The organism is Avibacterium paragallinarum (assembly GCF_011765605.1).
Lineage (GTDB): Bacteria > Pseudomonadota > Gammaproteobacteria > Enterobacterales > Pasteurellaceae > Avibacterium > Avibacterium paragallinarum.
Window position 1 is genome coordinate 1,227,359 of record NZ_CP050316.1, and the last position, 19,615, is coordinate 1,246,973.

Annotated in this window: 11 protein-coding genes, 5 tRNA genes and 3 rRNA genes; 1 reads left to right on the plus strand and 18 read right to left on the minus strand. The window is 42.0% G+C overall.

Features of this window, described 5'->3' with window-relative positions; genetic code table 11:
* Positions 1 to 488 precede the first annotated feature (488 nt).
* From HBL79_RS05800 to wecA, 17 genes are all read right to left on the minus strand, one after another.
* Positions 489 to 1,673, minus strand: coding sequence for an NRAMP family divalent metal transporter (locus tag HBL79_RS05800; RefSeq protein ID WP_035688268.1), 1,185 nt, complete (start codon positions 1,671 to 1,673; stop codon positions 489 to 491).
* A 30-nt stretch (positions 1,674 to 1,703) separates the two neighbouring features.
* On the minus strand, positions 1,704 to 2,444 hold the full coding sequence (gene pxpA / locus HBL79_RS05805; protein WP_035688265.1) for a 5-oxoprolinase subunit PxpA: 741 nt from the start codon (positions 2,442 to 2,444) through the stop codon (positions 1,704 to 1,706).
* Positions 2,431 to 3,375, minus strand: coding sequence for a 5-oxoprolinase subunit C family protein (locus tag HBL79_RS05810; protein WP_035688263.1), 945 nt, complete (start codon positions 3,373 to 3,375; stop codon positions 2,431 to 2,433). The genes pxpA and HBL79_RS05810 overlap by 14 nt, the downstream gene beginning before the upstream one ends.
* Positions 3,372 to 4,022, minus strand: coding sequence for a 5-oxoprolinase subunit PxpB (gene pxpB / locus HBL79_RS05815; protein ID WP_035688260.1), 651 nt, complete (start codon positions 4,020 to 4,022; stop codon positions 3,372 to 3,374). The genes HBL79_RS05810 and pxpB overlap by 4 nt, the downstream gene beginning before the upstream one ends.
* A 119-nt stretch (positions 4,023 to 4,141) precedes the next feature.
* On the minus strand, positions 4,142 to 4,774 hold the full coding sequence (locus HBL79_RS05820) for a DUF1919 domain-containing protein (RefSeq protein WP_082082230.1): 633 nt from the start codon (positions 4,772 to 4,774) through the stop codon (positions 4,142 to 4,144).
* A 10-nt stretch (positions 4,775 to 4,784) separates the two neighbouring features.
* Entirely contained in the window at positions 4,785 to 6,044 is a 1,260-nt protein-coding gene (locus HBL79_RS05825; RefSeq protein WP_051128111.1) for a multifunctional CCA addition/repair protein, read from the minus strand.
* 8 nt (positions 6,045 to 6,052) lie between these two features.
* Entirely contained in the window at positions 6,053 to 6,652 is a 600-nt protein-coding gene (locus HBL79_RS05830; RefSeq protein WP_035688254.1) for a TIGR04211 family SH3 domain-containing protein, read from the minus strand.
* 383 nt (positions 6,653 to 7,035) lie between these two features.
* A 5S ribosomal RNA gene (gene rrf / locus HBL79_RS05835) occupies positions 7,036 to 7,150 on the minus strand.
* An 88-nt stretch (positions 7,151 to 7,238) separates the two neighbouring features.
* A 23S ribosomal RNA gene (locus tag HBL79_RS05840) occupies positions 7,239 to 10,257 on the minus strand.
* A gap of 284 nt (positions 10,258 to 10,541) precedes the next feature.
* Positions 10,542 to 10,617 (minus strand) — tRNA-Ala (locus HBL79_RS05845).
* 30 nt (positions 10,618 to 10,647) lie between these two features.
* Positions 10,648 to 10,724, minus strand: a tRNA-Ile gene (locus tag HBL79_RS05850).
* A 110-nt stretch (positions 10,725 to 10,834) separates the two neighbouring features.
* Positions 10,835 to 12,370, minus strand: a 16S ribosomal RNA gene (locus HBL79_RS05855).
* The 16S, 23S and 5S rRNA genes sit together here with 5 tRNA genes alongside, the layout of an rRNA operon.
* A 178-nt stretch (positions 12,371 to 12,548) precedes the next feature.
* Positions 12,549 to 12,625, minus strand: a tRNA-Pro gene (locus tag HBL79_RS05860).
* A gap of 6 nt (positions 12,626 to 12,631) precedes the next feature.
* Positions 12,632 to 12,707: transfer RNA gene (locus HBL79_RS05865), tRNA-His, on the minus strand.
* Between the two features lie 23 nt (positions 12,708 to 12,730).
* A tRNA-Arg gene (locus HBL79_RS05870) sits at positions 12,731 to 12,807 on the minus strand.
* Positions 12,808 to 12,985: 178 nt separating this feature from the next.
* On the minus strand, positions 12,986 to 13,783 hold the full coding sequence (locus HBL79_RS05875) for a Wzz/FepE/Etk N-terminal domain-containing protein (RefSeq protein WP_051128085.1): 798 nt from the start codon (positions 13,781 to 13,783) through the stop codon (positions 12,986 to 12,988).
* 22 nt (positions 13,784 to 13,805) lie between these two features.
* Positions 13,806 to 14,870, minus strand: a complete 1,065-nt coding sequence (gene wecA / locus HBL79_RS05880) for a UDP-N-acetylglucosamine--undecaprenyl-phosphate N-acetylglucosaminephosphotransferase (RefSeq protein ID WP_035686696.1) — start codon at positions 14,868 to 14,870, stop codon at positions 13,806 to 13,808.
* A gap of 142 nt (positions 14,871 to 15,012) precedes the next feature.
* Here wecA and hemL point away from each other — a divergent pair, with 142 nt between their 5' ends.
* Entirely contained in the window at positions 15,013 to 16,302 is a 1,290-nt protein-coding gene (gene hemL / locus HBL79_RS05885) for a glutamate-1-semialdehyde 2,1-aminomutase (protein ID WP_035686699.1), read from the plus strand.
* A gap of 601 nt (positions 16,303 to 16,903) precedes the next feature.
* Here hemL and glnD read toward each other — a convergent pair.
* Positions 16,904 to 19,486 carry a bifunctional uridylyltransferase/uridylyl-removing protein GlnD gene (glnD, locus tag HBL79_RS05890; protein WP_035686702.1) on the minus strand — a complete coding sequence of 861 codons (2,583 nt, stop codon included), beginning with the start codon at positions 19,484 to 19,486 and terminating at the stop codon, positions 16,904 to 16,906.
* Between the last annotated feature and the right edge of the window lie 129 nt (positions 19,487 to 19,615).

The following is a 19,615-nucleotide window of genomic DNA, read 5'->3' on the forward strand; positions in this document are numbered from 1 at the left end:
TCGCACCAAGTTATTAAATAACTATTAAATTTATGTTAATAAAATGTTGCAATTTAAATTTTTAACGCTATAATTTCACCATACCCTAAAAAGTATGACTCCAAATATTCCCCCTTATATTCTATAAGGGGGCTTTTTATTGAGATTTAAATTGCCAAATATAGATTAAATTGATTAATACGTCTTTTTTATATGTCGCAGTTAGACTGCCAATTCAAGAGAAAAAGATAATAAAATCAACAAAATAAACATAGATTTCAGTTATTTATAAATCAAAATGATTTAGAGGTGGAGATAGAAATGTATAGTCGTTTAAGTTCAAAATAAGACAAAGCAACAAGCCGTAGACAGTACAGATAGTACGGCAAGGCGATGTAACGTCGTATTATTTTGAAATCAAACGACTATAAAATAATATCTAGACTCCTATTATAACAATAACCTATTTAATAGAAGTCTATATGCATAATCAATTACCTGTTTCCAGTTTAGCCTGATAAGTTTCCAATATATTTATATAACGTCATTAGACTAAGTATAGCCATTAAAATAACCACCAAAGCCCCCGCAGCGGTTAACCATATCGGATGTTTATAATCTCCAACAATTTTACTACGATGGGCGGCTAATAAAATTAAACCAAGAGAAATTGGTAGAATTAGTCCATTTAATGTACCAACAAAAACAAGAACTTGAGCTGGCTTTCCTATTGTAGCCAATACCGCGGTTGAAATAACGATAAAGACAATAATCCAACAGTTTCTGTGTTTAGCAATAAAAGGCGAGAATGTTGTTAAAAAAGATACAGAAGTGTAGGCGGCACCAATAACGGAAGTAATGGAGGCTGCCCAGATGACAATACCAAAAATAATCAGCCCCACATTGCCCGCGACATAAGAGAATGGGGTTGCCGCTGGATTAGCAGGATCGAGTTTTACCCCTTGAGATACCACACCTAGTACAGCGAGAAACAGTACAATACGCATAACAGAAGCAATTAAAATAGCCGAAACCGAACTTCTGCTGACTTCTTTAAGTGAGTTTTTTCCTGTAATTCCAGCATCAAGCAAACGATGTGCCCCTGCAAATGTAATATAGCCACCTACTGTGCCTCCAACAAGGGTTACAATGGCGATCACATCAAGTTTTTCTGGAGCAAAGGTATGAATAGCCGCCTCAGCAAGTGGAGGATTTGCATTTAATGCGACATAAATGGTTAATGCAATCATTACAAACCCCATTACTAACGCAAAGCGATCCATAATTTTTCCTGCTTCTTTAAATAAAAAGACACCAACCGCAATCGCACCGCTAATAATCGCTCCTGTTTCAGGAGCAAGTCCAGTTAAAATATTTAACCCTAGCCCTGCGCCACCCACATTGCCAATGTTAAACGCCAATCCGCCCATTACGATTAATATTGCTAAAAAATAGCCCGCCCCAGGAAGTACTTCATTGGCAATATCTTGTGCTTTCTTTTCAGAAACCGCAACAATACGCCAAATATTCAACTGTGCCCCAATATCAAGCAAAATGGATAATAAAATGACAAAACCAAAACTTGCGAATAATGTCTGAGTAAAGGTAGCAGTTTGTGTCAAAAATCCTGGTCCGATGGCTGAAGTCGCCATTAAAAATGCCGCACCTAATAATGCACTACGATCTTTTAGCATAGAAATTCTCCTGTATATTTAAATTTTATTTTAATTCGCTTTTAGCTGAATGCCTCTTTGAATAAGTGCTTGACGAATTTTATCAGCAAAAGAAATGGCGTGTTCACCATCACCGTGCAAACAAATACTATCGACATTGATAGCAACCTCCACACCATCAACACTGCGTACCGTACCATTAAGTACCATTTGTAAAACTTGGTTAATGGCTTCTTCATCACTTTCAACCATTGCATCAGCACAAGAGCGGGGAACCAGTGAGCCATCAGCCAAATAATGGCGATCTGCAAAAACTTCTGAAATAGTACCTAAGCCTTGCTGCTCTGCGACATTGAGCATTAAACTCCCTGATAATCCCATCAATTTTAACTCGGGATCAAAAGCTTTGATCGTTTTCACAATCAATGTGGCAAGAGATTCCTCTTTGGCGGCTTGGTTATAGAGTGCACCATGTGGTTTAACATAAGATAAAGGCACATTTTCCGCCTCACACAAAGCTTTGATTGCACCGAGTTGATATAGTAAGCAAGCTTTAAGTTCTTCATCCGATAGTTGCATATTAGTGCGGCCAAAATTTTCTCTATCTGGAAAACTGGGGTGAGCCCCAACTCGCACATTATTTTCTTTGGCCCAACGAATGGCTTTACGCATTTCATTAAAATCCCCTGCGTGTAAACCACAAGCTACATTCGCTGAAGTTACTAATTGCAAAAGGCGTTGATCATTGCCACACCCCTCTGCTAAATCCACATTCAAATCAACGTGTTGCATTCACTTTTCTCCTTATACTTGTTAGATATTCTTGGTTTTGTTGATAACGTTCGCGTGCTTCCTGATAAGAAACTATCGAAAAATAGACCGCACTTTGTTTAGAATGGTTGAAGGCACATTGTGCAAACCGCCCAAGATCCGCCTCAATAACACAAGCGATTTTAGGATAACCGCCCGTGGTTTGTGTATCTGCCATTAACACAATCGGCATTCCATCGGGTGGCACTTGAATCGTCCCCATTGGAGCAGCATAGGAAAGCATTTCAAGGGGTTGTTTTAAGGTTAATTTTTTCTCACCGCTCAAACGATACCCCATTCGGCTACTATTTTTTTCTAGCCGCCAAGTCTGCTGTTGTAACAGCAATTTGCTTTGCTCAGTAAAATATTCAAACTCAGATGAGGAAATAAGATGAATTTTATTCGTGAAATCAATGGGTTCTATACTGATTGATGATAACACTGTATCACGTTTTCCCGTTGGTAAATTATCCCCAGCTCGCAATAGTCGCCCCTGATAACCACCGAATCCTGCTTTGAGATCCGTACTATAAGAATCCAATACCTTAGGAACCCTGAATCCTCCAGCCACACAAAGATATAGATAATTCCCTATAGTAATTTGTTTCACTGTTAAACGCTGACGTGCTTTTGCTGTGTATCGCCAATACGCATAGACGGGTTGATCATCAAGATAAGCCTCACATAACGCCCCAGTAAAACAAAAAGGAGTATCGCAATCAAAAGTCAAACTAAATCCCCCCAATGTCACTTCAATAGCCGGTGTATTTGGTGCATTTTCGAGTAATAAATTACCCGCTTGCAACGCGAGGGAATCCATTGCTCCAGCGTGTCCAATACCAAAATTACGAAAGCCAAAACGCCCTATATCTTGGATATGTGCAAAGCCGTACATTTTCTCTATATAGATCATAGTGTGATACTCTCCGCAACAAATTTCACATTATCTCCCGCCATCAATAGCACGGGTGGAGTTTGCTTGATGTCAAAGAGTGGGATTTCTGTTCTACCAAGTAATTGCCATCCTCCTGGCGAAGTGAAAGGATAAACGCCAGTTTGAGAACCACCAATCCCAACCGAACCAGCAGGAACTTTCGTCCTCGGTTGAGCACGTCTTGGCGTATGGAGGTTTTCAGGCAACCCTCCTAAATAAGGGAAGCCAGGTTGAAATCCCATCATAAAAACCGTATAAATTGGGCTAGTATGGCGACGTACAATTTCTTCAGCAGTGGTCTGATGGAATTTTGCCACATCAAAGAGGTCCTCTCCAAATTCGCCGCCATAATGTACAGGAATCTCAATTAAGCGACCTTGATGGTTTGAGGTCTGTTCTGGCGTTTCTTGCCAAGATTGAGAAACTTTCCATTTTAATTTGTCAAGATCAGCGTTTGGGGTATAAAACAAGCTAAAATTATTCATACCGACCACTACTTCTTGTACATTCTCCTGCTGTCGCATTTTCTCAGCAACAAACCAAATTTGTCGTTGTTTATCTAATTCAGCAGGTGGAGGTAGTGAACAGAGTAAAGTGCATTCGCTGGTTAAAGAGAACGTGAACATAGAATAACCCCTCATTTGTTAATGAATTGTTATTCCTTTTACATTGATTTGTAAATACTGTCAATAAATATTTTAAAGATTCGAGATACGATTAAGGAAGCACATTTATCATTATTATCTTATATTGTGGTGTTTTTATTTTCATTAAACCAAGATACATAATCAAATTGATCATAATATCGTTTTCCGGACCATCCCGAATAGAGGAAAATATCTCCAGAATGGTGGTTTTCTAACCCCTTAATATAAAAAGCAGATTGAATTTGACTACATTCTCCAAGTGTTAATACCACCTTATTCCTATAAGGTAATTCATCAAATTCTTTAAGATCTTGCTCAGAATAATTATCTCTTGCAGTGAGTATAATAAAAAGATTATTCAAATTGATACGTTGGGAACGTATTTGCCATTTTTCTTGAGCCTCTTGTTCGCTGGTATAGTGCATAAAATAAATTTTAATATCACCTAAATATGCCACGGGAAAAGGATAATTCTCAGAAATAAAAACTAATTCTTGCTTGTTATAATAATTTATATCTTTTACATAACGAATAAAATCGTTTGGTTCGAGATATAGATTTACAAAAGGCGAATTAAAGGGTTGATTTAAATCATGTAAAATAAAACCACCATTACAATTATTTGCAAGTATAGTCATTCCTTTATTTTTTAATCGGAGACGATTTCTCGGATTAATAATTAGTTGACGTAAAATAGCATTAACTTTGTTCTTAATAAAGCGAATCAACATAACATATCCATTAATTCATATTTCTGTTATGTAAGAAATTTTTATAGGTTTGTTGAACCATATATAGACGTTGCCTAGTAAGTTCTTTCTTAATTTCTTCTTTTTGAAAACCATCAGCAATGATTTTTTTTATATTAATTTCCAATGTGGATTGATAAAGTTGAAAAATAAAATCTGCCTGTGGATAATACATTTTTTTTCCTTCTAATCCTTTTTGATTTGCAGTACAAACCATAAGTAGCTCCTTAAAACGTTCAGGTCTACGCCAACAATCTAATTCACTAAATAATCTTAAAACTTCTTCTGGACTCAGTTGGAATACTTTATTGATAAGATTGTAGTATTTACAACTTAAGCAAGCTAAGTCTTTAATATAGTGAGGTATTTTTAATGTTTCACATAGACTTTTTGTTAGGATATTTCCTTTCTCTTCAGATTCATAATAATTGTTATCTTTAAAGGTCAATATATCTTTTAAAGCACAACAAATAGCGGAGAAGCGTATAGCATTTTTTGATTGTGAGGAATAGTTCCCTGTAAGCTTAGTTGCATTTTGTAATGCTAACATTATCCGGCTAAAGGAATTCATTCTAGAATGAGAATCAGATAAATTATGAGAAGAAAATACACATAAATTACTTAGTTTGGGTAATAACTGTTTTAATGCCCCAATCTTGTATAATATTTCAAAATAAACTTCAGGATTTTGAGTCTGCAATGCTTTTTCTGTTTCTAACCAAATACGTTCTGCAGAGAGATGCTGCAATTCCCCCTGAAGAGCTATTTGTGTCATTAATTCAATCGTTTCAGGAGCAATTTTAAAATTTAAATAAAAATAGCGTGCTGCAAAACGAGCCACACGTAAAACTCGTAAAGGATCTTCAATAAATGATGATGATATATGACGTAATATTCCAAGATTGAGGTCCTTTATTCCACCATAAGGGTCATATAAATTGCCTTGTTGATCTTGAGCAATAGCATTAATGGTTAAATCTCTACGTATTAAATCTTGTTCCAAAGTCACTGTAGGATCAAAATTGCAAATAAACCCTGTGTAGCCAGTCCCTGATTTTTTTTCTGTTCTAGCTAAGGCATATTCTTCTTTATATTGTGGATCAATGAAAACGGGAAATGTTTTTCCCACCTGAATATAACCTTTTTGTAATAGCTGTTGTGGAGTAGCCCCTACTACAACCCAATCGCGGTCTTTAACTTCAATATTTAAGAGCTGATCTCGTACAGCACCACCAACTAGATAAACTTGCATTATATAAATTAAGCCCATCCATCACGGCGACGTTTAGGTAAAATAAAAGGCAAAATCAGCCCCAATAACAAGCCAATACCTAAAATGGCTCCACCATAAATAAACCATTGGATTGCAATTTCTCGTTTACCTGCATCAAGCATCGCTTCAAGATCACTGTTTTTGTTTTTACTGATTTCTAATTCACGTCTAAGCTGGGAATTCTGCTCTAGTAATAAACTACTCTGTTGTTCTGCTTGCTTAGTGCGACGTTGAAGCTCACTAGTTCGTTGTTGCCAATCGTGATCCAAGCTATTTAATTTAAGAGTCAATTCTTCTATCGATGCTTTAAGTTTAGGATTTTCATCTTTACTACTTGGTGTTGCAGATAATTCAGATGTTAATATCCAAGCTTCTCGATTTCTACTATCTCGAATAAGAGTATATTTCTCTTTTTGCTCTAACACAGTTACTGGCTCTCCAGAGCGGATTGTCCCCGCTATTTTAAATTGCTCCCCAGCTCCTTTACGTAAAAAAGTAGAAAGATTTTCAGTAACATAATGCGTTTCAGGACTAGCAAACGCAGTAATGGATAAAAACAAAAGTAAATATGAAACAACCTTTTTCATTTATAACCTTTAAGCTTATAAAATTTTCCTGAGATTGTACCTTACTTTAACCGCTTAGCAAAGCTAATGAATAAGAAAACTCTCTAAAATAAAACCTTCTCTAAATTGCTTTATCTTTGAATTTACAAGCCAGCTACAACACATAAAAAGTATGTATTCATCAATTTAATCTATTATTAAATTTCCAGATATAATAAGAATCAAACAATAAATATTTCCTATAAATATCTTCGATATTTGGAAGGATAATTTTATAGATGTTGCTAAACATTCAAACATAATAAGCCACTATTCCCCCCCAAGAAAGTGCGAGAAAATATAAACATAAGAAACAACAAAAAACGCCACTGAGTTCCCTCAATGGCGTTCTTCTTTCATTCAAAACCTGGCGGTGTCCTACTCTCACATGGGAAATTCCCACACTACCATCGGCGTTACAGCGTTTCACTTCTAAGTTCGGCATGGATTAGGTGGGTCCACTGCACTTTCGCCGCCAAGATAATTCTTTATATCCTTTAATTTCTTTCTCTTTTCTATTCGTTCTTCACTTCTTTAACAAAAACAAGCCAAAACCCTTGAGTGTTGTATAGTTAAGCCTCTCGGGCAATTAGTACTGGTTAGCTCAACGGCTCACACCGCTTACACACCCAGCCTATCTACGTCGTCGTCTCCAACAACCCTTACAGTCTTATAGACTGGGAGAACTCATCTCAAGGCAAGTTTCGTGCTTAGATGCTTTCAGCACTTATCTCTTCCGCATTTAGCTACCCAGCAGTGCCTCTGGCGAGACAACTGGTACACCAGTGATGCGTCCACTCCGGTCCTCTCGTACTAGGAGCAGCCCCTCTCAATTCTCCAACGCCCACGGCAGATAGGGACCGAACTGTCTCACGACGTTCTAAACCCAGCTCGCGTACCACTTTAAATGGCGAACAGCCATACCCTTGGGACCTACTTCAGCCCCAGGATGTGATGAGCCGACATCGAGGTGCCAAACACCGCCGTCGATATGAACTCTTGGGCGGTATCAGCCTGTTATCCCCGGAGTACCTTTTATCCGTTGAGCGATGGCCCTTCCATTCAGAACCACCGGATCACTATGACCTGCTTTCGCACCTGCTCGACTTGTCTGTCTCGCAGTTAAGCTTGCTTATACCATTGCACTAACCTGACGATGTCCGACCGTCATTAGCAAACCTTCGTGCTCCTCCGTTACGCTTTGGGAGGAGACCGCCCCAGTCAAACTACCCACCAGACACTGTCCGAGTACCCGTTTCAGGCACTTCGTTAGAACATCAAACGTTAAAGGGTGGTATTTCAACAACGACTCCACGATAACTGGCGTTACCGCTTCATAGTCTCCCACCTATCCTACACATCAAAATTCAAGGTTCAGTGTCAAGCTATAGTAAAGGTTCACGGGGTCTTTCCGTCTAGCCGCGGGTACACCGCATCTTCACGGCGATTTCAATTTCACTGAGTCTCGGGTGGAGACAGCCTGGCCATCATTATGCCATTCGTGCAGGTCGGAACTTACCCGACAAGGAATTTCGCTACCTTAGGACCGTTATAGTTACGGCCGCCGTTTACTGGGGCTTCGATCAGGAGCTTCTCTTTCGATTACACCATCAATTAACCTTCCAGCACCGGGCAGGCATCACACCCTATACGTCCACTTTCGTGTTTGCAGAGTGCTGTGTTTTTAATAAACAGTTGCAGCCAGCTGGTATCTTCGACCGGTTCAACCTTCGTGAGCAAGTCACTACAATCTACGCCGGCGCACCTTCTCCCGAAGTTACGGTGCTATTTTGCCTAGTTCCTTCACCCGAGTTCTCTCAAGCGCCTGAGTATTCTCTACCTGACCACCTGTGTCGGTTTTCAGTACGGTTTAGTAAAGCCTGAAGCTTAGTGGCTTTTCCTGGAAGTGTGGTATCAGTTACTTCAGCACCTTAGTGCCTCGTCATCATCTCTCAGTGTTAACGGTGAGCCGGATTTGCCTAACTCACCCACCTACCAACTTAAACGACCATCTCCAACAGGTCGATAACCTAACCTTCTCCGTCCCCACATCGCAGCTTTACCAAGTACGGGAATATTAACCCGTTTCCCATCGACTACGCTTTTCAGCCTCGCCTTAGGGGCCGACTCACCCTGCCCCGATTAACGTTGGACAGGAACCCTTGGTCTTCCGGCGAACGGGTTTTTCACCCGTTTTATCGTTACTTATGTCAGCATTCGCACTTGTGATACGTCCAGCAATCCTCTCGAACCACCTTCTTCCGCTTACACAACGCTCCCCTACCCAACAATCCTTCGATTGATGCCGCAGCTTCGGTACTATATTTTAGCCCCGTTACATCTTCCGCGCAGGCCGACTCGACTAGTGAGCTATTACGCTTTCTTTAAATGGTGGCTGCTTCTAAGCCAACATCCTAGCTGTCTAAGCCTTCCCACTTCGTTTCCCACTTAATATAGATTTTGGGACCTTAGCTGGCGGTCTGGGTTGTTTCCCTCTCCACGACGGACGTTAGCACCCGCCGTGTGTCTCCTGTGCATTACTCTTTGGTATTCGGAGTTTGCATCGGTTTGGTAACCCGGGATGGGCCCCTAGCCGAAACAGTGCTCTACCCCCAAAGGTATTCACACAAGGCTCTACCTAAATAGATTTCGGGGAGAACCAGCTATCTCCCGGTTTGATTGGCCTTTCACCCCCAGCCACAGGTCATCCGCTAATTTTTCAACATTAGTCGGTTCGGTCCTCCAGTTAGTGTTACCCAACCTTCAACCTGCCCATGGCTAGATCACCGGGTTTCGGGTCTATACCTTGCAACTCACCGCCCAGTTAAGACTCGGTTTCCCTTCGGCTCCCTTATTCAGTTAACCTCGCTACAAAATATAAGTCGCTGACCCATTATACAAAAGGTACGCAGTCACCCCATCACTCAATCACACTGCTATTTTTGGGTTTGACTCGCTTTGCTCGTCTTACCCTGCACTTTAAAGTGCGGTGTTATTTTTGGTGCTTTTGCCTCTTCCAACACTCAATGTGTTTGAGTGATGGGGCTCCCACTGCTTGTACGTACAGGGTTTCAGGTTCTATTTCACTCCCCTCACCGGGGTTCTTTTCGCCTTTCCTTCACAGTACTGGTTCACTATCGGTCAATCAGGAGTATTTAGCCTTGGAGGATGGTCCCCCCATCTTCAGACAGGATTCCTCGTGTCCCGCCCTACTTCTCGTAAGCTTAGTACCACAGCCTGGATTTTAAGTACGGGGCTATCACCCTGTGTCGCTTGCCTTCCCAGACAATTCCTCTATCTCTGCTGCTATTACTTACTGGCTCCTCCGCTTTCGCTCGCCGCTACTCACAGAATCTCGGTTGATTTCTTTTCCTCGGGGTACTTAGATGTTTCAGTTCTCCCGGTTCGCCTTACGAGGCTATTTTATTCACCTCGTAATGATAGACTCTTCGCCTATCGGGTTTCCCCATTCGGACATCGTGGGTTAAACGCTTCTTATCAACTCACCCACGCTTTTCGCAGATTAGCACGTCCTTCTTCGCCTCTGATTGCCAAGGCATCCGCCCTGTACGCTTTCTCACTTAACTATACAACCTCAAGGATTTTTCCCCGAAGTTGTTCTCTCGTTGAGAACGCTTACTTGCTTTTGTTCAAGTAAGTCTTTTACTCAGACTTCTTCAATTTAATAAGAAAATGGCTCTATCACTATCACCACTCCCTCATTAGCTTGAAAGTCTCTTCAGTTTTCAGCTTGTTTTTCTATTGTTAAAGAGCAAATTCGATAATTTTCATTATCATTGGTAAATATTCTCTCTTACTCGGTTACGTAATATGAGAATACTTAGCAATGATTTTATTAAATGGTATGATTTGGTGGAGATAAGCGGGATCGAACCGCTGACCTCCTGCGTGCAAGGCAGGCGCTCTCCCAGCTGAGCTATATCCCCAATCATTAATCCCTATGTCACTCGCTCGAGTGGTGGGTCTGAGTGGACTTGAACCACCGACCTCACCCTTATCAGGGGTGCGCTCTAACCACCTGAGCTACAGACCCATAAGGATTTATCAAAAGTGCGGTCAGTTTTTACCGTCTTTTTTCATTCGCTTCTTATTGTCTAACAACCATCACGACAATCTGTGTGAGCACTCATCTATTCTATTAGGTAAGGAGGTGATCCAACCGCAGGTTCCCCTACGGTTACCTTGTTACGACTTCACCCCAGTCATGAATCATACCGTGGTAAACGCCCTCCCGAAGGTTAAGCTATCTACTTCTGGTACAACCCACTCCCATGGTGTGACGGGCGGTGTGTACAAGGCCCGGGAACGTATTCACCGCGACATTCTGATTCGCGATTACTAGCGATTCCGACTTCATGGAGTCGAGTTGCAGACTCCAATCCGGACTTAGATGCACTTTCTGAGATTCGCTCCCCCTCGCAGGCTCGCTTCCCTCTGTATGCACCATTGTAGCACGTGTGTAGCCCTACTCGTAAGGGCCATGATGACTTGACGTCATCCCCACCTTCCTCCAGTTTATCACTGGCAGTCTCCTTTGAGTTCCCACCCGAAGTGCTGGCAACAAAGGATAAGGGTTGCGCTCGTTGCGGGACTTAACCCAACATTTCACAACACGAGCTGACGACAGCCATGCAGCACCTGTCTCTAAGTTCCCGAAGGCACAAACTCATCTCTGAGTTCTTCTTAGGATGTCAAGAGTAGGTAAGGTTCTTCGCGTTGCATCGAATTAAACCACATGCTCCACCGCTTGTGCGGGCCCCCGTCAATTCATTTGAGTTTTAACCTTGCGGCCGTACTCCCCAGGCGGTCGATTTATCACGTTAGCTACGGGCACCAAGCTTAAAGCCCAATCCCCAAATCGACAGCGTTTACAGCGTGGACTACCAGGGTATCTAATCCTGTTTGCTCCCCACGCTTTCGCACATGAGCGTCAGTAGCTTCCCAAGGGGCTGCCTTCGCCTTCGGTATTCCTCCACATCTCTACGCATTTCACCGCTACACGTGGAATTCTACCCCTCCCTAAAGTACTCTAGTAAACCAGTCTGAAATGCAATTCCCAAGTTAAGCTCGGGGATTTCACATCTCACTTAATTTACCGCCTGCGTGCCCTTTACGCCCAGTTATTCCGATTAACGCTCGCACCCTCCGTATTACCGCGGCTGCTGGCACGGAGTTAGCCGGTGCTTCTTCTGTGGCTAACGTCAAATCATGATGCTATTCACATCACAACCTTCCTCACCACCGAAAGAACTTTACAACCCGAAGGCCTTCTTCATTCACGCGGCATGGCTGCGTCAGGGTTCCCCCCATTGCGCAATATTCCCCACTGCTGCCTCCCGTAGGAGTCTGGGCCGTGTCTCAGTCCCAGTGTGGCTGGCCATCCTCTCAGACCAGCTAGAGATCGCAGGCTTGGTGAGCCTTTACCTCACCAACTACCTAATCCCACTTGGGCTCATCTTATGGCAGGTGCTTTCGCCCCCTTTCATCTCCCGATAATACGCGGTATTAGCCATCGTTTCCAATGGTTATCCCCCTCCATAAGCCAGATTCCCAAGCATTACTCACCCGTCCGCCACTCGTCAGCATTGAAAGCAAGCTTTCAACCCGTTACCGTTCGACTTGCATGTGTTAAGCCTGCCGCCAGCGTTCAATCTGAGCCATGATCAAACTCTTCAGTTTAATCCTTCTCAATTCGTACACTAACAAAGCTCTGTGATTTCATTTATAAAATCACTATGAATTTCAGTTAAGCACTAATTGTTCTAAATCTTTTAAATTTTTTCCAGAATCAACAAGTGCCCACACAGATTGTCTGATTGATTGTTAAAGAGCAAAAAAAAAAAAAAAAAAAAAAAATTGGTCGGCGAGATAGGATTTGAACCTACGACCCACTGGTCCCAAACCAGTTGCGCTACCAAGCTGCGCTACTCGCCGATAAATTGGGGTGGCTAATGGGACTTGAACCCACGACAACCGGAATCACAATCCGGGGCTCTACCAACTGAGCTATAGCCACCATTGTTTAGATACGCATTGACTTGGCGCGCTCGACAGGATTTGAACCTGCGACCTTTGGCTCCGGAGGCCAACGCTCTATCCAACTGAGCTACGAACGCCTTTTTTAAATCTCATTGCGTCGTTGCGGAGCGTATATTAAGAGTTTCAAAATAGCTTGTCTAGTATTTTTTTTAATTTTTTTATTACAAGATAATTTTTTGCTCAATTTGATTATAAAGTGAATACTTATTGAGTATATTTTACAACAAACTTTTCTCAAATTGATATTTATTGCCCTTATTTAAACTTCCTTTTTCTATTCTCTATCACCTTCACAGTGATTATACCAACTAAAATCCCTACTAATCCCCCAATAAAAATCCAGAACAAAGAAAAAGGTTCAGACTGTAGTGGCTGGCTAGGAGTTTTTAGATAACGATAGGCAATTAAATTATTATCAAGTGGACTTACTGCCCTCATCATTTTAAGCTTTCCTTGCCAATCTTGTATGCCAATTGCATCTCCTTGTAAAAGGCTTCCTAAATTTAGTTGTGCTGCACTATCAACTTGATTAAACAAAGTTTTCCATTCGCCAATAAGTTCACTATAAATAACTTGCCGAGCAGAAAGATTAGTATATGCGATAAAAGCATTAAGCATCTCAAATGCTTGCTTTGGGTTATCTAATTGCAATGTTAGGCTATCCGCTGTTCCCCTAAGTGCGGTTGAAAATTTCACTGCTTTTACTAATTCCTCAAGTAATATCCGATCTGCTTGGATATTTCCCGTTTCTTTTTGTTTATAATAAGGCGTTTGTTGCCAAAACCGTCGAATATTGTCATATGAGGTAAGCTGACGTTTAAATTCCTCATACACTTTTTGGGTCAAATGTTCTTCTGACAGTACTTTTCCTTGAATAAATTGATACATTGAAGCTAATGCGTAGTAATTCCCCAATTCATTTGTTGTAGGCTGAAAGATTTGTGCCTCTGATTTCCATTGTGTTTTTTCAAGTAAGCTGACTCCATATCCAACTACAATAAAGATGAAAGTAATCAAAATAACAATAGAATATTTTTTAATCGACTGTTTCACGCCAATAATTCTCCTTAAATATTTATGATAAACGACGCTGGCGACGTTTCATTCTACGCACCCAGCGGGTAATTCGCCAGGCTCTAGCGATGGAAAATGAATAAATGAAAAATAAAATGATAAAGCCAAGAAACATTATCCATTCATTGATGTAATAAATTTCGCCAAGAATGCCAAAACCAGCACAAAGTGCAGCAATGAATGTAATGAGCAAAAAAGCTTGTCTTGAGCTTAATCCCGCTCTCACCATTAAATGATGAATATGTAAGCGATCGGGGCGGAACGGGCTTTTGCCTTTGCGTAAACGGCGGTAAATAATGGCGATCATATCCATCACTGGTATGGCAATGATCCATAGTGCCGTGATGGGGTTCATTGGGTGTCCTTTGCCTTGCGTGCTAAGCAGTAAAATCCAAATGATCGTGAAGCCAATGAGCGTACTGCCCGCATCCCCCATAAACACCTTGAACCGTGTGCCAAAAGGAATGCCTAAATTTAATAGCATATAAGGGAGCAAAGCAATAATTAATGCGAAGCTCCAATAGGCAAGATCCATCTGATTATCCATTACGAGCAAAATCCCGATTGCGGCAAACGCCACACTGGATAACCCGCCGAGCAGACCATCAATACCATCTATCATATTAAAGGCATTAATCACGGCAATCGTGGCAAATACAGTAATAATCAAGCCAATCGAGCCTAGAGTTAGTTGAAAAGGCCCAAGAATTTGCCCGAGATGATCGAGATAAATATTACCCATATCAATCATTAAGATCGCAAGAAACGCCTGAATACCCGCTCGTAAAAAAGGGCTAATATCAAAACGATCATCTAATACACCGATGACGAGCAGAACAAAAATGCTGAATAAATAAAGCACGGGAAGACGCAGTTGATCCCACTCTAAAAAATAAAAAATCAGATTTCCAACAAATAACGAAATGCCGCCAATTAATGGGATCGCCCCTTGGTGGCGTTTACGATGATTAGGCTTATCAACTAAACCGATCTTTTGTGCAATAGGACGCATCACAAACAGAGTTGCTAATGTGCAGAGAAAGGTTAATGTAAAACTGAGCCACATAATAAAATGTCATAGTAATAAACATATTGGCAAAGCATATCACAAAGAAAAAGGCGGAGATAAATATTTTTATTCTTTTACATCGTTTTACAGTACAATGCCCCGTCAATTTATGATTTCAACAAGAATGGAAGGTGAATTAATGAACCAATCTGAAACTTTATTTGCTAATGCTCAGAAAGTCATTCCAGGCGGCGTAAACTCTCCTGTTAGAGCATTCAATGGCGTGGGCGGAACGCCCGTCTTTATTGATAAAGCACAAGGGGCATATATTTTTGATACCGATGGCAAGCAATATATTGACTATGTCGGCTCGTGGGGGCCTATGATCTTAGGGCATAACCACCCTGCAATCCTAAGTGCGGTGCAAAAAACTGCCGAAAAAGGGCTGAGCTTCGGTGCACCTACCCCTTTAGAAATCGACCTAGCCGAACTGGTTTGCCAGCTCGTTCCTTCCATTGAAATGGTAAGAATGGTGAGTTCTGGCACAGAAGCCACAATGTCCGCCATTCGCTTAGCACGCGGTTACACCCAACGCGACAAAATTATCAAATTTGAAGGTTGCTATCACGGGCATTCCGACAGCCTACTGGTTAAAGCGGGATCAGGTGCACTCACACTCGGGCAACCAAGCTCCCCGGGCGTTCCTGCCGATTTTGCCAAACACACCCTCACTTGCGAATACAACAACATCGCCTCCGTCAAACACGCCTTTGAGCAATATCCTCAAGACATCGCTTGCGTAATCATTGAACCCGTCGCGGGCAATATGAACTGTATCCCACCCAAAGCAGGATTTTTACAACAGCTCCGCAAGCTTTGCGATCAATATGGTGCATTGCTCATCATTGACGAAGTAATGACGGGCTTCCGCGTTGCCTTAGGCGGGGCGCAACAATATTATGGCGTAACCCCAGATTTAACCACGCTAGGGAAAGTTATTGGTGGCGGAATGCCTGTAGGTGCATTTGGCGGGAAAAAAGAAATTATGCAATACATCGCCCCAACAGGCCCCGTTTACCAAGCAGGAACGCTCTCTGGCAACCCGATTGCAATGGCAGCGGGCTTAGCTTGCTTAACCGAATTGAAAAAAGCGGGCAATGAACAACGCCTCGCACAACTCACCGAAAAATTAGCAAAGGGCTTAAAAGCCCTCGCCGATAAACACGGCATTCCTTTTGTGGTGAATTATGTGGGCGGGATGTTTGGGATCTTCTTTACCGATCAAACGGAAGTCAGCTCATACCAACAAGTGATGCAATGCGATGCGGAAAAATTCAAACAATTTTTCCATAAAATGCTCGAGCAAGGCGTTTACCTCGCCCCTTCCGCCTATGAAGCAGGCTTTATGTCCCTCGCTCACAGTGAAGAAGATATTGAACGCACCTTACAAGCAGCAGGTAACGCTTTCGCAGCAATGAAAAACGCCTAATTTCACTGGAAGATATAAGGGCGTTGCCATACGCCCTAAATATCCCCGATAAAAATAGGAAAACAAAAAGTGCGGTGCTGAAAAATGGCTCTTAACGGTGCGATGCTCATTGTTACTGTCATATTGGAAAATTTGAAAAATAGGGTTAGAAAAGACCGCACTTTTTCATTATTTATCATAAACTTTTAACGAATAGCTAATATTTTTTAGTTTTATAAGACGAAATTATTCAGTCAACTGTAGAAGGTGCCTCCCATCTCCACCTCTATACCGAATTTTGCGACTTAACTTGTTTTTTGTTTGTTGTTAAGTGCTATCTTTATTTGAACGAATGGCTTTTTTCTTTGGTAGTTATAATGGGGCTCCCGTTGGTAACTTACTTTCTTTTGCTTACTCAAAAGAAAGTAAGCAAAGAAAAGAGTCCACTGAACTAAATTGCTTTTATTCATTCCAATAAGATGTTCTTAACGAAAAGTAAGACAGATGTTCGCATCGCTCTCGTGCGGCGTTACTTTTCTAAAAATTTTATTGGAACGAAGGCAATTTACACTAGAAACGGGGTATTTACATTTAAAAGTGCGGTATTTTCTACCGCAATTTTTTATAGTCGTTGCAAAAGATTGTCTTCCAACATTTGCCTTTCTATTGCGGATAAGGCTTTTCCAGCTTTGTTGAGAATAAAGAAATCTTCTGCTTTTTCGCCGATAGTGGTGATTTTGGCATTGAGCAAATTGATACCATGGGTGATGAAAATTTGGCTGACTTCGGCGAGTAATCCCGCTTTATCTAACGCGAAAAGCTCCATTTCTGTGTGTGTTGGGTGGTTGGTGTGCAGGAACTTCACTTCGGTTTTGACGCTGAATGGTTTTAAATGGTGATTTTTAACCGTGCTGAGAGTCGGGATTTTTTCGGCATTTAACCCTGTAATGAGCGTCTGTTCGAGTTCGCGGCGGCGATCAAATCTCACCAGCGAGCCGTTTAATTCGGTAACGATAAAGCTATCGAAAACGTAGCCATTATCTGCGGTGATGATTTGAGCGTCGTGAATGCTGAACTGTTTGCTACCGATAATGCTCACCACTTTATTAAATAAATTGGCTTGATCCTGACAATAAATAAACACTTCCGTGCCTCCCGCTGAAAAACGGTTGCTGATTTTTACCACCGCGTTGCCGCCCGCTTCGGAGAGTAATTGCGTGTGCCAGCAAATTTGTTTGGCATTATTGCGTAAAAAATACTCATCAGGGATGGGCTGCCACAAGGTGATGATGTCTTCACCGCTGAGCAAGGGATATTCGCGTTGTAGCAAGGCTAAGGCTTGGGTTTTGTGTTCTTCAATCTTGAGGCGGTTATCTAAACCTTGGGTTAAGCCTTGTTCGAGTTGTTGTTTGGTGTAAGCGTAAAGCCGTGCGAGCAATGAGGCTTTCCAGCTATTCCATAGGGTTTCGTTGGTGGCACAAATGTCTGCCACCGTTAAGCAGAGTAAATCATCAAGGCGTTGCTCGGTTTTCACTTCGGCTGCAAATTCCAAGACGATATTCGGATCATCAATATCCCGCCGTTGTGCGGTTACAGACATTAATAAATGCTGTGCCACAAGCCATTGCATTAGGTCGGTATCCTGTTCAGAAAAGCCGTGCAATGTGGCAAATTGTGCCATGTCTTCCGCGCCTAATTCGGCGTGTTCGCCGCCTCGCCCTTTGGCAATATCGTGAAATAAGGCGGCTAAATACAACAATCTGCGATCTTGAGATTGGCGGAACAGTTGGCTACAAATGGGGTGAGCCTGCTCGCCCTCGGGGGATAAAAATTGCTCTAGTTTTCCCATTACGCGTAAAGTGTGTTCATCAACGGTATAGCTGTGAAATAAATCAAATTGCATTAAGCCTTCAATGGCTTTCCACTGTGGCAAATAAATGCGTAACACGCCATATTGGTGCATTGGCATAAAGGCTCGTTTTACGCAATTTGGTTGTTGGAGTAAGCGTAAAAAAGTTTCACGAGCAAGAGGAAAATTGCATAAATATCCGTGAAAATGTTCTAACGTGCGGCTAAGTTGTCGTAATGTGGAAGAATGAATTTCCGCCGTAGGATATTGGGTGAGGTAATAAAACAGGGTTAAGATGCTTTCAGGGGCTTGGGTGAAGCATTGGGGATTAGTTAAGCAAATGGCGTTGTTCGCCAAATGGAAATGCTCATCAAGGGCAAAGCAACTTTGCTGGCTGAGGCTATCAATAAAATGTTCGCGATAATGTTTGGTGAGCAAATGGGTCAGCGAAGCGATGGTTTGCAATGCCTGAAAAAAGGCTTTCATCATTTGTTCTACCGCTTGATTGCCCTCGCCTTGATAGCCCAAAAGCTCGCTGATTTTAACTTGGCGATCGAATAATAATCGGTTGTCATAACGCTTTAAAATTAAATGCAAAGCAAAGCGGATTTTGAATAAAAAATGCTGTTTTTCTTGCAATAAGGCGTATTCTTCGGGGTAAATGAAGCCTGTTTGTAAAATGTCTTCTAAATTTTTTGCCCCCGTGTGGCGTAACGCGAGCCAATAAAGCAAATGCAAATCCCGCAACCCGCCAGGGCTGTGTTTAATGTCAGGTTCAAGGTTATAACTGGTGTTGTGATAGCGTTGATAGCGTTCGTTTTTTTCTGCCATTTTGGCGTGATAAAAATCTTCAATCCGCCAGAAATTCGGTTGGGTTAAAAGTGCGGTCAGTTTTTCAAAGGTTTTTTGATTGCCACACAAATAGCGGCTTTCCAATAAATTGGTGGCGATACTAATATCGCCTTTGCCCTCTTGTTCGCATTGAGAGAGGGTTCGCACCGCGTGTCCGACATCGAAACCGCAATCCCACAAAAATTGCACCATTTGGCTGATTTTTTGTTCGCTGTCGCCCGCAATTTCTTTTTCGGCAAGAATGAGAAAATCCAGATCAGAAAGCGGGAACATTTCTCCTCGCCCATAGCCCCCCACCGCGATCAAGCTCAAAGCGGGTTCCTCCGCCAAGCCAAAATGCCGCCATAAATGTTGCATTAGCTGATCATAAAATGCCGTGCGATTTGCCAATAAGGCATAAACGGAGCAAGCGGAAAACTCAGCTAATTCAAAGGCTTTGAGTTGCTCTTTTTGTTGTTTGACGGATTGTATGGAGAGTGGGGTTGCGGGGGCGTAGGTAAACATTTTAGGCTTGTTCCTTTTGGGCTATTCAGCTTCAGGCAGACACACAGGTCTGCCCCGCCATTACATTGATAATTTAACAAAACTGTAGGGGCGAACCTATGTGTTCGCCCATTTTTTATTTTCCCACTT

Excerpts from the sequence above, each read along its gene's own strand:
- HBL79_RS05800 (WP_035688268.1), bottom strand. The coding sequence starts at position 1,673 with ATGCTAAAAGATCGTAGTGCATTATTAGGTGCGGCATTTTTAATGGCG.
- HBL79_RS05820 (WP_082082230.1), bottom strand. The coding sequence starts at position 4,774 with ATGTTGATTCGCTTTATTAAGAACAAAGTTAATGCTATTTTACGTCAA.
- HBL79_RS05825 (WP_051128111.1), bottom strand. The coding sequence starts at position 6,044 with ATGCAAGTTTATCTAGTTGGTGGTGCTGTACGAGATCAGCTCTTAAAT.
- HBL79_RS05810 (WP_035688263.1), bottom strand. The coding sequence starts at position 3,375 with ATGATCTATATAGAGAAAATGTACGGCTTTGCACATATCCAAGATATA.
- hemL (WP_035686699.1), top strand. The coding sequence starts at position 15,013 with ATGAACCAATCTGAAACTTTATTTGCTAATGCTCAGAAAGTCATTCCA.
- wecA (WP_035686696.1), bottom strand. The coding sequence starts at position 14,870 with ATGTGGCTCAGTTTTACATTAACCTTTCTCTGCACATTAGCAACTCTG.
- pxpB (WP_035688260.1), bottom strand. The coding sequence starts at position 4,022 with ATGTTCACGTTCTCTTTAACCAGCGAATGCACTTTACTCTGTTCACTA.
- glnD (WP_035686702.1), bottom strand. The coding sequence starts at position 19,486 with ATGTTTACCTACGCCCCCGCAACCCCACTCTCCATACAATCCGTCAAA.
- pxpA (WP_035688265.1), bottom strand. The coding sequence starts at position 2,444 with ATGCAACACGTTGATTTGAATGTGGATTTAGCAGAGGGGTGTGGCAAT.
- HBL79_RS05830 (WP_035688254.1), bottom strand. The coding sequence starts at position 6,652 with ATGAAAAAGGTTGTTTCATATTTACTTTTGTTTTTATCCATTACTGCG.